This is a genomic window from Terrabacter ginsenosidimutans (assembly GCF_039539425.1).
GTDB lineage: Bacteria > Actinomycetota > Actinomycetes > Actinomycetales > Dermatophilaceae > Terrabacter > Terrabacter ginsenosidimutans.
In genome coordinates, this window is sequence record NZ_BAABDC010000007.1 from 1 (window position 1) to 16,255 (window position 16,255).

The window sequence follows — 16,255 nt, forward strand, 5'->3', positions numbered from 1 at the left end:
GCCTCCGAAGAGGAACGACGAGCTGCTCTGCGAGCATGGCTCCACGAGTACAACCACCACCGACCCCACACCGCGTGCGGGAACAAGCCACCCATCACCCGCTTAACCAACCTGTCGGGTCAGTACAGCTAGGTTCGCGTCATGGCTGACATCGACCACCGACGACTCGGGGTGGACCTCTACAACGCGACGTGGGAGCTGCTGGACCGCGGGGACCGCTCTGCCGAGGACGATGACGCGCTCGTCGCTCGCGCCCACGCGTCCTTCTACCACTGGTCGCAGGTGCCGGACGTGCGCCCCGAGAACGTCGGGCGAGGTCACTGGCTCTGCTCGCGCGTACACGCCGTCCTGGGCCAGGCGGACACGGCGGCCCACCACGCGGCGCGCTACGTCGCCATCGCCCGAGCGGGGCAGGTCGAGGACTGGGACCTTGCTGCGGCCCTCGAGGCCTCGGCCCGGGCCGCTGCAGTGAAGGGTGACTTCGAGGCCGCGGAGCGATACGAGGCCGAGGCCCGGGAGGCCTGTTCCGCCGTCGCCGACGCCGAGGACCGCGCCGTCGTCGAGGCCGACCTCGCCACGCTCCCCCGTCGCCCGTGACCGGAGCGACCGCCAGCCAGTGTCGCGTCCACCCTGAGATCCACCGCTGCGTCCATCACGGGTCCACCTGGGGCGCGCTCGACCGGCACGGTCAGACGGTCTTGGCCTCGTCGACGTAACGGCACAGCGCATTGACGGCACGCAGCTCCTCTGGCGTGTGGACCTCTGCATCGGGCAGCAGCGGGCTGCCCACGATGACGGCCATCGCCCTGGCCCGCGAGATGGCGACGTTGAGGCGGTGCAGGTCGTAGAGGAACGAGACACCGCGTGGTGCGAGCGCCGCGGTGGTGCTGGCCATCGAGTAGATGACGACCGCGCCCTGCTGTCCCTGGAACTTGTCGACCGTGCCGACCCGTGCGCCCACCGGCAGCTCGGCAGCGAGCAGCGCGACGTGCGCGTTGTAGGGAGCCACGATGAGGATGTCGGCGAGCTCGATGGGCCGGGAGACCCCTTCGGCCGTGGTCCAGCTGCCGCGGAGCAGGTCGGCGACGAGCCGGCGCACGACCACGGCCTCCTGGCGGCTCGACTGGTCGCTGAGGAGCTCGTGCTCGACCGGAACCCATCGGAGTCCGTCGCCCGACAGCGCGCCGGGCGCCTCGACCGAGAGCCGCTCGCGTCCTGGCGCCGACTCGAGACGGCCTTCGTAGGCGAGCTGGGACACGAACGCCGTCAGGCTCGGGTGCATCCGGTGGGTGCGGTCGAGGAAGACCCCTCGCACTTGCGGGATGACGTCGTGGACGATGCCGTCGTCGGTGGTGCGCAGGTGGTCGAGGGCTGACACCCCGGATCCGTAGGGGTGGACCGCCTTGGTCGGCTGGGTCAGCTGCTGCGGGTCCCCGAGCAGCACGAGCGAGCGCGCCGCCGGCGCGACGGCCACGGCGTTGGCGAGCGAGAACTGCCCGGCCTCGTCGATGACGAGCACGTCGACGGCGTCGACCATGTCCTCACGAGACCAGAGCCACGCCGTGCCGCCGACGAGGTTGGCCGCCCCACTGGCGAGAGCGTCCGCGATCGCGCCGTTGTCGGATGTGTGCCGGATCAGGGCGTTGGGGTCATCCGGCTCGTCGCCCTCCTCGGCGTTGGTGCCGTCCTTGTGCCACGCAGGCCGCGCCACCTCGTCGAGGAGGTTGAGCACGACAGCGTGCGACTGTGCGGTGACCCCCACCCGCAGCCCGGCGTCGAGCAGCTCGCGGATGAGAGCCGACCCGGCATACGTCTTGCCCGTGCCGGGCGGCCCCTGGACGGCGAGCACCTCCCCGCGGAGCCCGCTGCCCACGCGGACGACGACGTCCTTCGGTGTCTCGCCGCGGCGAGCCACGAGCGCGTCACCGGCGGGGACGACACGCCCGATGAGTCGGGTCGCGAGGTTGGTGCCGCCGGCGAGAGCCAGCTCGCCGGTGCGAGCGATGCTGGCCCGCAGGACACCGTCCATCACCGGACCCGGGCCGCCGAGCCCTCGCGGCCGCGGAGGGGCGAGCGACTTCTTCATCGACAGCTCGACCCACCCCTCGACAGGGTCGAGGGCGACGACCTTGCCGACCGGGGCGTGGGTGTCGACGTCGGGGACGTACTTGCCGACCGACACCTTGCAGTCCTGCGGCGGGAACGGGTAGCGCCAGACCTTGGAGAGCTTGACGACGCGCATCTCCTCCGGCTCGCCGAGGTCACCGATCGCGGTGCCGTCCTCGACGAGCTCGGCCGTCTCGAGCTCCTTGTAGCGGAAGAAGTCCCACCACTCCGGACGCTTCTCACGCCGGTGCCAGCCGACCAGCCCGGCAAGCAGCGGGTGCCCGTTGTCGACGAGCCGTTCGGCGAGCGCGATCTCGGCCCGCTCCTCGTCGCCGATCTCACGCAGCTGCTCGGGCACCGGCCGCGACAGGATGTGCCCGGCCCGCTCGAGCTCGCTCCGTCGCTGCTCGAGCCACTCGTGCAGCGCGAGCGTCGAACGGACGTCCTCCTCGTTGTAGCGGCGGATGTCGTCGAGGATGGACTGGTCGGCGGAGCCGTCGCCTCGTCCGGCGAGCCAGCGTTCGTACTCGACGACGGACGACAGGCCGTCGGCCACGCCCGCGCCCTCAGCGGATCGGGTATGGCCCCAGTAGAACTCCTCGAGCTTCTTGATCGAGTAGGACCCCTTGCTGATGCGCACGCCCTGACGGACCACGGCATAGAGGTCGACGAAGACCTCGTGGCGCAGCAGCTGGTCGAGCTCAGCCTCGCGCGTGGCGTGCTGGCCGACGAGCCGCTTCAGGGCGGTCGTCTCGTAGGGGGCGTAGTGGTAGACGTGCATGCCCGGGTGACGCCGCCACCGGTCGACGAGCCAGTCGAGCAGGCCGGAGGTGAGGCGTCCCTCCTCGGCGAAGTCGTGTGCCCAGAACTCGACGAACTCGCCCTGCCGCGTCCAGATGCCGGCGAGGTACTCCCGGCCCGCACCGTCCTCGGCCCAGGGGTCGCCCTCGAAGTCGAGGTAGACGTCACCCTCGTCGGGCTCGGGCAGCATCTGCAGCCCGCGGCCCGGCTCGGGGTCGAGCAGCTCGTACTGCGCCTCACCGGTCTCGCGCTCGGCGAGCTGGAGCCGCGCCTGCTGGAGCAGCCGTCGCCGGGTGGCCGTCGACAGCGCCGGCGCCAGCTGCTCCTCGTTCGAGCCGGCCAGGGAGCGCAGCGTCGGGAGGCCGAGGTCGATGAGCGCGGCCCGGTGGTCGGCGCGCATGCCCGCGACCTGGATGAGGTCGTCTCGGTCGAGCCACTCCTGCGCGCACCTCTCCTTCCATCGACACTGCCCGCAGTGCTGCACCCGGGCGGACTCGGTCTCGCGCGGGCTCGCGATCGCGTCGAGCAGCTCGGCGCGGCGACGGCGTGCGTAGGGCGCGACGTCGACGAGGCGCCACGGGTGCTGCTCCTGGTCGCCGGTGACGACCGTCAGCCACTGCGGCGCGACGCCCTGCAGCAGCTCGAGGCGGGCGGCGTACGTCGCCATCTGGAGCAGGGCCGGCACCTTGAGCCGCCGGGCGAGCTTGGTGTCGGCGATGTCGTAGCGCCAGGACCCGAGGTCGCTGGGCTCGTCGACCCGGAGCAGGAAGTCCGCGAGACCCACCCAGTGCCCGTCGAAGAACGTCGCCTGGTAGATGACGTCGACGCCGCGCCGCATGGCATCGAGGGTGGCGGCCTCTGCCTCGGCACCACGCAGGCCGAGCGCGGCGACGTCCTCGACGAGTCGGCCCTCGGCGACGAGGCGCTCGAGGTAGGCCCGCTCGTGCTCGAGGCCCTTGGCGAAGACGAGGTTGAGCGAGTCGTCGGCCCCGCTCGCCCCTCCCCTGTCGGCGCCGGCGGCGGCATCGAGGGCCTCGAGGTCCAGGGTCGTGATGTGCGCACACGCCACGTGCTTCGTCAGGTCCGTGGGACTCAGGACGAGGTGGCCGTCGATGCGCTGCATGGAGGCGAGTATGCCGCGTGGCACCGACAAGCCCGAGGACGTTCGCGCTCCCCGCACGCGACGTGCTGACGGGGTCTGCGCGTCTTCGCACGCCACCGCCCGAACCGGGATAAATTGCACCCGGCGTGGCAGGTAGTTCGGGGGCGAGTGTCCCTGCGCACGCGGCGCCCCGGTGCCGCGTGCGAATGGAGCCGCGCAAGGAGGATCTGTTGTCCGACAACACTCGGGGTCCACGGCGCGCGCGCCGTGGCGTGATGTGCACGGTGAGCGCCGGTGCCATCGCGGCGCTGGCCGCCGCCAGCCTCGGGGCCGCGCCGGTGTCGGCGAGCCCTGACCCGTCGGTCAGGCACCGCAGCGACCGCACGGTGCCCGACCACCTGACCGGGGCCGGCTCCCTCGGCCTCGCCACCCAACGGGTCTCGGCCGGTGACAAGGTCGACGACGCGCTGCGCGCGGCCAAGGGGCCCGTCGACGTCATGATCGAGCTCGACGCCGCCCCCGCGACGACGGCCTTCGGCCAGGCGCGCTCACGAGGCCTCGCGGTCGCGCGGACCGCCGTCCGCGCGCAGACCTCCGTGGTCAAGACCGCCCAGAGGGACGTCGAGTCACGCTTCGCGGCGCCAGCGACGAGGGCGCGCACCCTCTACCGGCTGCACACGGCATACGCAGGCATCGCCGTCCGCACGGACGCGTCCACGCTCGCGTCGCTCGCGGCGATCCCGGGGGTCAAGGCGATCCACCGACTCACCCCGAAGCAGCCCACCAACAGCTCCTCCGTGCCGCTGATCGGCGCCCCCAAGGTGTGGCAGGCACTGTCGCAGACGGGCAAGGGCGTCCGTGTCGGCATCATCGACACCGGCATCGACTACACCCACGCCGACTTCGGCGGTCCCGGCACCGTCGAGGCGTTCAAGGCGGCCGGCGCGTCCAACTCCTTCACCCCGACGGCCAAGGTGGTCGGCGGCTACGACTTCGCCGGCGACGACTACAACGCCGACCCGGACTCCGACACGTTCGACCCGGTTCCCCAGCCCGACGCCAACCCGCTCGACTGCAACGGGCACGGCTCGCACGTCGCCGGCACGACCGCCGGCCTCGGTGTGGCGTCTGACGGCTCGACGTGGTCCGGCGGCTACACCAAGGACATCGACCCGGGCGCCCTCGAGATCGGCCCCGGCGTCGCGCCCGAGGCAAGCCTCTACGCGCTCAAGGTCTTCGGCTGCGACGGCTCGACCAATGTCGTCGGCCAGGCGCTCGACTGGGCCGCCGACCCGAACGGCGACGGCGACCTGTCCGACCACCTCGACGTCGTCAACATGTCGCTGGGCAGCTCCTACGGCTCACCCCAGGACCCCGACGCCGTGGCGGCGAACAACCTCGCTGCACTCGGCACCGTCGTCGTCGCCTCGATGGGCAACTCCGGCGACGTCTACGAGGTCGGAGGCTCCCCGGGCAACGCACCGCGGGTGCTCGCGGTCGCCGCGTCCGACGACGGCAACGACGTCGTGGACGGGCTCGAGGTCGACTCCCCCGCCGGCATCGAGCCGGCCGACACGGTCGACGGCACCCAGGACAACGTGTTCGGAGCGCTCAAGTCCGGCGACTACGACTGGGTCGGCAAGCCCGGCGTGAGCGACACCGCCGTGGCCACCGTCGGCGACTGGTCCACGGCTGCGTCTGCGACGAACAACACCGACGGCTGCGACCCCTACTCGACTGCGGACGCGGCGCGGATCGCCGGCAAGGTCGTGCTGGAGATGTGGCTCGACGGCAACGGACGCCGGTGCGGCTCGGTCACCCGTGGCGCCAACGCCGAGGCGGCAGGCGCCGCCGGCATCATCTACGGCAGCGACGTCGACTCCTTCTCCGCCGGCGTCACCGGGAGCAAGGTCCTGCCGGCCATGCTCGTCGTCAACCAGGCGACGCGGGCCATGAAGGCGCAGCTCGACGCCTCCACCGAGGTGCGCGTCACGATGACGAACGACCTCCGCAACGCCGTCACCATCCGCAACCCCACCGCGATCGACCAGCTCGCCGGGTTCTCCTCGCGCGGCGTCGGTGTGGCCGGTGGCGTCAAGCCCGACGTGGCCGCGCCCGGCGTCACGACCTTCTCCGTGGCCGTCGGCACGGGCCACGAGGGCGTCTCCGAGAGCGGCACGTCGATGGCCTCGCCGCACGTCGCCGGCGAGGCCGCGCTCGTGCGCGGCTCGCACCCGTCGTGGACGGTCGAGGAGGTCAAGGCCTCGATCATGAACACCGCCACCCAGGACGTCTTCGTCGGTCCCGACCACACGGGTGAGGTCTACGGTCCCGAGCGCGTGGGTGCCGGCCGGGTCGTCGCAGACGCGGCCGTCGGCACCGGCACGCTCGCCTACGTCACCGACGACAAGGGCGCCGTCAGCGTCTCCTTCGGTCCCGTCGCCGTCACCGCGCCGACGCAGACCCTCACCAAGACCGTCCGCATCGTCAACAAGCGTCCTCTGCGGCCCACCTCGTACGTCCTGTCCTACGAGGCCGCCCACCCGAAGCCCGGTGTGACGTATGCGTTCAGCCCGTCCCAGGTGCGCGTGCCCGCCGACGGGTCCGTCGACGTCAAGGTCACCGCGACCTTCACGCGGTCGGCCCTGCGGGCCGTCCCCGACCCGACCACCGACGCCGACCCGCTCGGGATCGACCTGCTGCGCAGCTACCGCACCGACGCGAGCGGCCGGATGGTCCTCGAGCCCGTCCAGGGCACGCCGGGCGGCGAGCTGCGCGTGCCGGTGTGGTCGGCCCCTCGTGCGGCTTCCAGCATGTCGTCGCCCGCGAGCACGACGGTCACCCACCAGGCCGGCCTGCCGTCGGGCGTCGCCACCTCGATGCTCCCGCTCACGGGCACCGGCATCAGCCAGGGCGGTGGGACGACGTCCTACGTCTCGTCCGTCTCGACGTTCCAGCTCCAAGGGACCAGCCCGCGCAAGGCGGACTGCTCGCCCAGCCGGGTGGTCGACTGCATCGGCACGGCCGACGACCGCGGGGCCGACCTGCGCTACGTCGGCGCCGCCTCCGACGCGCCGCTCGTCCCGAGCCTCGACAAGGCGACGCTGACGTTCGGGATCAGCACCCACGGCCCGTGGCGCACTCCCGCCACCTCGACCGAGTTCGACGTCTTCCTCGACACCGACGCCGACGGCACCGCTGACGCCGCCGTCTACAACACGCGCCTGTCGACGACCGACGACTTCGACTACTTCGTGGCCGAGCTCGTCGACCTGCGCCCCGGCGCCGGCTACGGCAAGGTGCTCGACGACGAGCTCGTCAACGGCATCGACGGGTCGTTCGACACGAACGTCTTCAACAGCGACTCGCTGGCGATGCCCGTCTCCGTCCTGGCGCTCCAGAAGGCCGGCCTGCTGACCGGGAGCTCTCCCAGGGTCCGCTACTGGGTGAGCTCCCTCGCCCAGGGCGTCGCCGTCGATGCGATGGGTTCGGCGGCGCGACCGATGACGATCAGCATCGCCTCCCCGGGCCTGTCGGCCTACGGCGACTTCGGCACGCTGACGAGCACCGACCTGCCGGGCGAGAAGCTCGAGGTCCGGCGCGACGACGCCTCAGCCAGGGTCGACCAGCCACAGGGCCTGCTCCTGCTGCACCACCTCAACACCAACGGCTCCAGGGCCGCGGTCGTCACGGTCCGCACGACGTCGACGACGAGGCTCACGGCCAGCCCGACGAGCTTCACCCAGGGCGGCAAGACGGTGCTCACGGCAGCGGTGAGCCCGTCGAACGCGACCGGCACCGTGACGTTCCGCAAGAACGGTGCGGTCCTGCGGACGGTCACGCTCTCGGGTGGAAAGGCGGTCACGACCGTCACCGGGCTGCCTCGCGGCACAGTGACATTCACCGCCACCTACAACGGTGACAGCCATCTCGCCGGTAGCACGTCGACGGGCGTCAAGGTCACGGTCAAGGGCGTCGCATCTGCGACATCCTTGCGCTCGAGCAGCACGACCTACCGCTACGGCGGCCGGCCGACCCTGACCGCGACGGTCTCCCCGTCGACCGCCACCGGCACCGTCACCTTCCGTGTCGGTGCACGAGTCCTCGGCACGTCGAGCCTCTACAGGGGCAAGGCCACGCTCCACGTGCCCGTCCTCTCGCGGGGCACGCACGCGGTGACCGCGACCTACAACGGCTCGACGCGCTACAACCCGTCGGCCTCCTCGAAGGTGACCCTCCGGGTGAGCTGAGCGACCCACCGCACCATCTCGACGACGTATGCCGTCCGCCCCCAGCCGGGCCGGACGGCATACGTCGTCAGCGGGACCTCATCGAAGGGACGCAGCAGGAAGGCGGCCCTCCGAGGAGGACCGCCTTGCTGCTCGGGCCCGAAGGCCCTTGCTGGTGACCGGGTCAGGGACCGCGGTCACCGACCCATTCACCGAAGGAAGCCGTTACCGACGTGGCGGCCCCACCACTTGCCAAGGCCCCAGGTGTCCCCGGCGAGCGTCGTGGCGAGAACCGCAACGCCCAGTGCCTCGATCCAGTGGCTGTCGATGAGCGGGTTGGTGTAGGCGCCGGTGGTGCCGAGGGGGAACTCGGCGAGGTACATCAGCGCGAGGAGGATGCCAGCCGTCCAGGCGGCGATCTTGAGGCCGGCGCCGGCGAGGAGGGCGATGCCGATGCCGAGGAGGCCGGCCATGAACAGCCAGTCGGCCCACGGGCCGGCGATGTTCTTGAAGAAGCTGCCGAACGGGCCTTCGGCGCCCTTCATGAAGCCTTGGGCGGGCGTGCCGCCGTGGATCCAGGCCTTGGCCGACGGGGTCATGTAGCCGAGACCGAACATCTTGTCGATGAAGGGCCAGAGGAAGGTGAAGCCGAGCACGATGCGCAGACCAGCGAGGAACCTACGAGCAACGGCCGAACGGACCACCTCCTCCTGGAAGGTGACGACGCCCTGAGTGGGGTCGTGCGCGCTGACGGACGCAGTGCTTTGCGCTTGCGAGCCGCGGGGGATGGTGCTCATGTAACTCAACTCCAGAACTCGGTGTGTGTTCCGGCAGCTTCTCTGTCGGTACTACAAAGCGTAGTAGTGGCGTCCTGACAGGCGCTACACAATCGCGTGTGATCTAGAGGACAGCGGCCGGCCGGCTCAGCGGCGTGGCTCAGAGGCGAGGCTCAGCGCCGCGAGCGGATGAGGGCCGGGACCTCGAACTCCCCCGGCGAGTCGGCGAGCTCGCGCACGAGGTCGGCGAGGGAGTCGAGCGACCGGCACACGGCGGCATACGACCCGTCCAGGCGGATGGGGCGACAGAGGATGCGCGTCCCGGCGTTGCGGATGACGATCTCCGACTCGGGGGCGCGGTCGCTGTTGCAGTGGACGAGCAGCCCCGTGGGCAGGCCCATGGCGCTCGTGTAGGCGACGAGCTCGAGGTAGTCGCGGGAGGCCACGTAGCCGTCGGCGCCCATCGAGTACTTCGCATCCCCGACGAGCACGACCTCACTGCCGCGGCGCACGACGAGGTCCGGGGCCATCGTGAGCGCGCGTCCCTCGTCGAGCCAGACGTCCTCGTCGCGCTCGATGCGCATCTCCGGGGCGAGGCGAAAGTCTAGCTCCTGGGAGATCCAGCGGCGGAAGAGGTCGTCCATGTCGACCATGAGGCTGTTGGCCTGCTGGTCGCCGGCCTCATGGCTCAACGACATCGCCTGCAACACCAGACGGCTGAGGCGCATCGCGTCCTCGTAGTGCTCGTTGAGGCGCGTGATCGGCAGGGGCGCAGCGTGTTTCGTCGCGGGGGTGTCGGCGACGCCGTCGAACCGGCCCAGCACGCGGAGCGCCTCGCGGCGCACGTGCGGTGCGAGCTGCGGCCAGCTGAGCATGGCCTGCAGGGTGCAGCGGAAGAGCTGGTTCTCGACGATGTCGGCCGTGAAGTCGTCGAAGCGGCACTGCGGCTCGGCCGCGCTCCAGGGGCGGCGCGCGAACTCCTCGACGAGCAACCGGCCGCGGATGGTGCGCATCCGCTCCTCGCGCGGGACGTAGCCGTGCACGAGACCGCGCATGGTCGAGGAGTCGATGAGCCGGATCGCGAAGTACGCGACGCCGTCGATGAGCTCGTCCGTGTCGCTCCACGTGACGTGCTCGTGGTCGAACGCGTCGGGCGAGACGCCGGCGCCGAGCATGGCGAAGAAGTTGGTGACGGAGACCTTCGGCATGACGCGCACGACGAGGCCGGGGACGGCGAGCGCGCCGACCCAGCTCGTCGCGCCGATCGTGACCACGTCGGGGTCGGCGGTCGCGTGGATGACGAGCCGCTCCCCCGCGGCCGCAACGAGGGCGGCGCGGGTCTCGCGGGTCAGGCGAACCGGCCCCGAGCGTCCGTGCTCGGGGATGGGAGCGAGCTCGATGGTCATGGCCGCGTCAGGTCGAACTGGCCGTAGCGCGCCCTGACGTTCTCCCAACGGAACTGGGCCAGCTCGTGCTCACGTCCGTAGAGCTGGTCCTCGATGAAGGGATAGACGTTGTAGTCCCAGATGCGGCGCAGGGTCGCCTCGTCTCCGTCGAGCCCGGGGCGCATGAAGTAGCTGTGCCCGATCTGCAGGTGCGGACCCCGGAGGGCGCGACGCAGGTCCTCGTTGACGCGGTCGACGAGCTCGGCGACCCAGACCGGGCCGTCGTTCGCCTCGAGCCACCGGCGCAGCAGGCCCTCCATGGGCCCGTCGTGCGGCATGAAGGGCACGAAGTCGAAGCGTCGGCGCAGGGCGGCGTCGACGAGCGCGATCGAGCGGTCGGCGGTGTTCATGGTGCCGATGAAGTAGAGGTTCGGCGGCAGCTCGAAGCCCTCGTCGGGGCGGTAGCTCGTCTTGACCGAGTGCGAGCGGTACTCGAGGAGGAAGAGCAGCTCACCGAAGACCCGCGGCAGGTTCGCGCGGTTGATCTCGTCGATGATCATGATGTGCGGCGTCAGCGGGTCGGCCTCTGCCGCTTCGGCGAGGAGCGCCAAGGGGCCCTTGCGCAGCTCGTAGACCATCTGTCCCTGGTGGTCGATCTGCGGCCGGAAGCCCTCGAAGAAGTCCTCGTAGCTGCTGCTCGGGTGGAACTGGACGATGTCGCGCTTGGCCGGGTCGGGCTGCAAAGCCTGGGCGAAGCGCTGCGCGAGGTAGGTCTTGCCGGTGCCGGGAGGCCCGTAGAAGATGATCTGCTTCTTCTCCTCGAGCAGGCCCTGGAGGTCGCGGAGGAACTCCTCCTCGATGAGCAGCTCCTGGGCGGCCTCGCCGAGGGCGTCGTGGTCGGGCATGAGCGCCTTGTCGGAGCGACGCATGAGCCAGTACGCGAGCTGGGCCTGACCCCACGGGTCGTCGGGCAGCAGCGGGTCGAGCGTCTGCTTGAGCAGGGCGTTGGTCTCGACGTGCGTGCGACCTCGGGACTTGCCGTCGGTCCAGCGCGCCGGGCCGCCGAGGCGTCCAAGCATCGCGATCTTGCCGGAGTCGCCGCCGAGGGCGAAGAGCGGCAGCCAGTGCTCGGGGTGGGCGATCGCGAACAGCTTGAGCACGACGCTCTCGCCGAAGCCCTGCACGGGCACGTCGTCGGACCCGAGGACGCGGTTGATCCGCTCCTCGTCGCGCCCCTCACCCCAGAGCAGGTCGCGCACCATGGCGCGCAGCTCGTCGATGCCGCCGGCGTCGAGCGCGTTGATGCTGCTGATGAGGACGGACTGGCCCCCGATGTCGCCGTAGCCGCGGGTCGAGACGATCCGCTTGAAGGTCGGCAGGTCGAAGTCCTCGAGCCCCTCGCGGGAGATGCAGGCGGCGAAGACGCGACGCTGCTCCTGGTGCCAGGCGTCGCGCTCGCTCGGGTAGGGCCGCTCGGTCCTGAAGATCTCGACCTCGGTGTCGAGGTCGACCATGGCGGCGAGCTCGAGACTGGGGTCGTCGAGCGGTCCGCGCTGGCTCGAGGTCATGAAGCGCAGCAGCGGCGTCAGCGCGCGGGCGGTCGTGATGATGTCGTCGGCGAAGTCGGCGCGGCCGACGGCCTCCTCGCCCTTCCACCAGCGACCGACGAACGCCTCGCCGCCGGGATACTCGCGGCCGACGGGCTCGAGCCGGTCGGTGCGCCCGTCCTCGTGGACGCGAAGGAAGCTGAGGCCCCGCGGCAGGTGCTCCTGGACGATGGTGCCGACCTCGCGGTGCTGCTGGTCGGACTCGCCCTCCCAGCCGCCGTGGAGGCCGAACGCGACACCTGATGGGGTGACCCAGAGGCGGAAGCCGGGGGCGCCGGCGCCGCCGACGAGGATCCACGCGGCATACAGGTCGGAGCGGTAGGCGGTGTCCTCGCCGGCGTGCTGCTGCAGCGCGAGCGTGGGCGCCTCGAGGTAGAGGCCGGTCTCGGCGGACAGACGCTCGATGAGGCTGTCGGAGATGTGGTCGGCCTCACCGCGCAGCTGGCGGGCGAGGTCGGCGGCGCGGTCCTCGCGCTTGGCGTCCCCGTAGCCCGTCGACGGGCGGAAGTCCGCCGCGATCTCGGCGGCCTCGACGCACACGTCGAGCGCCCGGGGCGCGATGCCGACGAAGGCCCCGGTCTCCTTGAGGTACCAGAGGATGCGGGCGGCGTACTTCGGGTCGTCGGGCCGCAGCGCTGCGCACAGGTCGGCGAAGGCGACGTAGCGCTCGGCGTGGCTCAGGCCACGCTCGAGCCAGCCGAGCCTCTGGAGCATGTGCGGGGCGTTCTCCCACATGAGCGGCCAGTCGCCGCCGTCGTCGGTGGACCAGAAGAGCGAGAGCACGTATGCCGTGTGGCCGGGTCCCGGGGCGCGCTGCCCGCGCGAGCCGCCGCGGGCGAGGAAGGCCTCCATGGCCTGGAGCTTGTCGCCGGCGTCCTGCGGGGAGGCCGGGGTCTGGAGGGTCAGCTTGAGCAGGCCGACGACCTCGGCGTACTCCTCCTCGGCGCGGCGCACGAGCGCTGCGAGCCAGGGACCGCCGACGGGTCCGAAGCCGACGTAGGGGCCGTCCTTGCGGGTCCACTGGTTCATCGCCTCCTTGAAGGCGACGAGGTCGCTGGAGGCCACGAGGTCGGCGAGGATCTCGCGCAGCTCCCCGTTGCGGGCGCCGCGCTCGGAGTCGAGCTCGGCGAAGAGGGCCTGCGCGTCCTTGTCCGCCTCGGCCGCCCGTTCGATGAGGGCGTACTTGGCGCGCCAACGCTTGACGTCGACGGTGTCAGTGCGAGACATGAGGCTCCTTGCACGCCCACTTCTAGGACGTATTGCTACTGCGCGCGTGGAGGTGCGCGCAGGACCGCCAGAAGGTTACCTGCCAGTCGCCCGTGCTTTGAAACTCGTGGGGTGTCGTCCTCGATCCCCAGGAACCGCAGCGTCGAACGGCCCCTGACGGCAGCGAATCGGGTCCATTGTCACCCACCATGCTGGGCGTCGGTGCGCGGGGTGCCTGTGGATGACGGGCGCTGGTCAGGATGCGGGTGCGTGACGATGGTCGTAGGTTGCCCTCGAGGAACGAAGGGCACGAAACGCCCTTCAGAGCACGCAACCGCACGATGATCGACGATCGACAGGGGACGCCGATGACCGCAGCCGCACGCCCGCATCCACACCGCCGGCTCTTGCCGTATGCCGCCGCCGGCCTCGCCGTGGCGTTGCTGGGAGCCTGCACGGCTGGCGATCCTGGCCCCACGACCACGACTCCCCCGTCCAGCACCACGACGTCCGCAGCGCCGTCGACGACCACCACCTCAGCGCCAAGTCCCACAACCTCGGTGAACCAAGCGATCGTCAAGATCCCCGGACCAGCTCGAGCGAAGAGCATGGCAGGCGCTGAGGCATTCGCGCGTTTCTATGTTCAGCAGATTAACGTTGCATTCACGGAGCCCGACCCACACGTCTTTGATGGCATTTACAGCGACGACTGCGACGTCTGCGTAACGTATAGAAACACGGCAGAAGACTTCGAACGCAAAGGTCGCAAGCAGGAACAGGACCTGCTCCACATCACATCGGCGACTGCCTCCAAATTCGCATCGGGCAAGGCCACGGTCAACGTGTTCTTTGACCAGCGTGCGGTTGCGGTCATCGACCGGTCTGGCAGTACGGTCAGCAAAACATCTTCCGGTAAGGGCGCCCTGGTCTTTTCGCTGTCGCATGATGGCAAGCTATGGAAAGTGAACTCTCTCAAGGCTGCAGCAGCATGAGCGTGAGCGTGTGGCGAACAGTAGGCCTTTCTGTCGCACTATCTCTCTCCAGCGCTGCGGCGGCCCCGACTGCGGACGGGATATGTAAGGACGGGGACATCATCACTTGTCCGAAGACAGACAAGGGCGGTGCCTACATCGGTTTAACACGGGAACAAGTTCTGAATTTGCGCAAATTTCCTGATGATGACGGAAAAGTCATTACAGAAGCACGACCCAAGGATGCGCCTGTTTACGAGTACTTGTCACTCAATGACTGCGCAGAAGCACAACCGGGGACTCTTACTCAAGACGTTTCGTGCGCGCACGCGCTTCGCGATTGCCCGGAGGACATGGCCGGCCCATACCTGCGGATCTGGCGTCGCACCCTGGCGGCTGGTCGCGAGATTGAACCATGGACCACGCAAGGAATCACGTGTGCCGCCGATGTGGCACCAAGTGCCCGGCCGACGTTGACGATGGCTGATCTGAAGGCGGCATTCATGCGGACGCCGTGGTCTAAGCCACAGATCTCGAGCCAGCCTGCTGGCAACACGACGCTCGTCAGCCTGAAGACGTTCTTCAAGGTCGAATGGGCCGCCCGCGGCTTCGAACCGGGCGAGGTCGACAGCTCAGTGCTGCGCGGCATCCCGGTCCAGATCCGTCCGAAGCTCGTCGGGTTCACGTACGTCTTCGGCGACGGCTCGACGACCGGGCCCACCACGTCGAGCGGCGGGGTGTACCCCGACGGTGACGTCACGCACGTCTATCGAGACAAGGGCCGGTTCCCGGTGCGTGTCGACACCACGTTCGGTGCCGATTTCAGTCTCGACGGACGGACGTGGGACGAGATCCCGTCGACGGTCACCGTGCCGGGTCCATCCACGACGGTGACGGTGCGCGAGGCCAAGTCTGTGCTCGTCAACCACTGACCTCGGCCGGACACTCGCAGATCGGGTGGCGTGTGCAGCGATCGTCGCCAGAACCCCGAACCATGCACACGGCGTCCGGAGGGGCGGGGTCGAGTCAGGCCCTGTCCTCCGGGGGGACGGACTTCTCCGGCTCGTCGAAGGTGAGCTCGCCCTGCATCGGACGCGCTCGCTGCGCCTCGGTCGTCTCCGGACCGGCTGGAACGTCCGCGTCCAAGTCGCCCTCCGGCGCAGGCACCGCGTCCTGGACCTCGGGCGCCCCCGAACCTGTGTCGTCCGCCCCGACCCGCTCGTCGACGGCCGCCACAGCGGCGGGCTCACCGACGCCGGCCACGTCACCGTTCGGTGTCGCGTCCGCGACAGGCACGGCAGCGACGTCCGGGTCCGCCGACCCGCCGGCCCTCAGGTCGTCCTTCCCGGCCGGATCGACGTCACGCAGCTCGGGGAGCAGCGCGTCCTCGTCCTCTGCGTCGCGGTCCCAGGCCTCTGCTGCGCCCGGCGTCTCGGACGCCGGGGTGTGGGCCCCACCGAACCGGCTCGCCTCGTCCAAGTCGTCCTCGTCGACCTCGCCCCCATCGTCGTCCTCGCCTTCTGACGAGCCTGCGGCCTCGGTGGCCAGCACACCCGCGCCCGCGGCTGCGACGAGGTCAGCACCGCCGGCGACGCCGACGGCCCCCGCGACAGGCCCTCCCGGGAAGACGACCGGGACTGTCTCGGGCTCAGACAGTTCGGCCGCAGACGGGTCTCCCGCCGGAACGGTCCGGGTCACGCGCTTGACGGTGAGGAACCACGTGATCGCGGCACCGAGGACGAACGCGACCACCATGAGCAGCCACTTCATCGCGAGACCCCCGCCCCGCCGCTACCGAAGAGGCCCGCGAAAGCCTCCTCCTCGGACCTGGCCCGCACCAAGCGCCCTGCCACCGCGATCGTCAGGAGCGAGCCCACGACGAAGCCGACGATGCTCCACAGGAACACGCTCCAGAAGCCACTGTCGCTGCGCCCGAGGAAGCCGAGCAGCACGGTCACGACGACGAGGGCCGACCACCAGGCACCGCCGACGTCTCGTCGGTAGGAGCGGGTCACGGTCTTCCCACTGCTGGGGGCCTGCTGGGCCATCGGTCCTCCGGGAGTCGGGACGTC

The 16,255-nt window shown here is 70.3% G+C and carries 11 protein-coding genes; 5 read left to right on the top strand and 6 right to left on the bottom strand.

Features of this window, described 5'->3' with window-relative positions; genetic code table 11:
- Both ABD831_RS17655 and ABD831_RS17660 read left to right on the top strand, forming a co-directional pair.
- The coding region (locus tag ABD831_RS17655; RefSeq protein ID WP_344950209.1) for an integrase core domain-containing protein at nt 1-132 on the top strand (132 nt) is incomplete at its 5' end.
- Nucleotides 133-141: 9 nt separating this feature from the next.
- On the top strand, nt 142-597 hold the full coding sequence (locus ABD831_RS17660) for a hypothetical protein (RefSeq protein WP_344949680.1): 456 nt from the start codon (nt 142-144) through the stop codon (nt 595-597).
- Between the two features lie 91 nt (nt 598-688).
- Here ABD831_RS17660 and ABD831_RS17665 read toward each other — a convergent pair whose 3' ends face one another.
- The gene (locus ABD831_RS17665) at nt 689-4,030 is read right to left on the bottom strand and encodes a TM0106 family RecB-like putative nuclease (RefSeq protein ID WP_344949683.1); all 3,342 of its coding nucleotides are present in this window, start codon (nt 4,028-4,030) and stop codon (nt 689-691) included.
- A gap of 209 nt (nt 4,031-4,239) precedes the next feature.
- On the opposite strand from ABD831_RS17665, the gene ABD831_RS17670 reads away from it, so the two are divergent.
- Nucleotides 4,240-8,259 (top strand): S8 family serine peptidase, encoded by a 4,020-nt coding sequence (locus ABD831_RS17670; RefSeq protein ID WP_344949686.1) that lies wholly within the window; start codon nt 4,240-4,242, stop codon nt 8,257-8,259.
- Between the two features lie 188 nt (nt 8,260-8,447).
- Here ABD831_RS17670 and ABD831_RS17675 read toward each other — a convergent pair whose 3' ends face one another.
- From ABD831_RS17675 to ABD831_RS17685, 3 genes are all read right to left on the bottom strand, one after another.
- Complete coding sequence (locus ABD831_RS17675) at nt 8,448-9,035, bottom strand: DoxX family protein (protein ID WP_344949689.1); 588 nt, start codon at nt 9,033-9,035, stop codon at nt 8,448-8,450.
- A gap of 152 nt (nt 9,036-9,187) precedes the next feature.
- Entirely contained in the window at nt 9,188-10,420 is a 1,233-nt protein-coding gene (locus ABD831_RS17680) for a 5-methylcytosine restriction system specificity protein McrC (RefSeq protein ID WP_142180139.1), read from the bottom strand.
- Nucleotides 10,417-13,233: an McrB family protein gene (locus tag ABD831_RS17685; RefSeq protein ID WP_344949693.1), complete on the bottom strand. Its 2,817-nt coding sequence runs from the start codon at nt 13,231-13,233 to the stop codon at nt 10,417-10,419. Before ABD831_RS17685 ends, ABD831_RS17680 begins: the two co-directional genes overlap by 4 nt.
- 347 nt (nt 13,234-13,580) lie before the next feature.
- Between ABD831_RS17685 and ABD831_RS17690 the strand changes: the two genes are divergently transcribed.
- Nucleotides 13,581-14,204 carry a DUF6318 family protein gene (locus ABD831_RS17690; RefSeq protein ID WP_344949697.1) on the top strand — a complete coding sequence of 208 codons (624 nt, stop codon included), beginning with the start codon at nt 13,581-13,583 and terminating at the stop codon, nt 14,202-14,204.
- Complete coding sequence (locus ABD831_RS17695) at nt 14,201-15,115, top strand: hypothetical protein (RefSeq protein WP_344949699.1); 915 nt, start codon at nt 14,201-14,203, stop codon at nt 15,113-15,115. The genes ABD831_RS17690 and ABD831_RS17695 overlap by 4 nt, the downstream gene beginning before the upstream one ends.
- 94 nt (nt 15,116-15,209) lie before the next feature.
- On the opposite strand, the gene arfC is transcribed toward ABD831_RS17695, so the two are convergent.
- Together arfC and ABD831_RS17705 are read right to left on the bottom strand one after the other, a co-directional pair.
- A complete protein-coding gene (arfC, locus tag ABD831_RS17700) occupies nt 15,210-15,953 on the bottom strand; it encodes a channel accessory protein ArfC (protein WP_344949702.1) in 744 nt (247 codons plus the stop codon).
- Nucleotides 15,950-16,231: a hypothetical protein gene (locus ABD831_RS17705; RefSeq protein ID WP_344949705.1), complete on the bottom strand. Its 282-nt coding sequence runs from the start codon at nt 16,229-16,231 to the stop codon at nt 15,950-15,952. The genes arfC and ABD831_RS17705 overlap by 4 nt, the downstream gene beginning before the upstream one ends.
- Between the last annotated feature and the right edge of the window lie 24 nt (nt 16,232-16,255).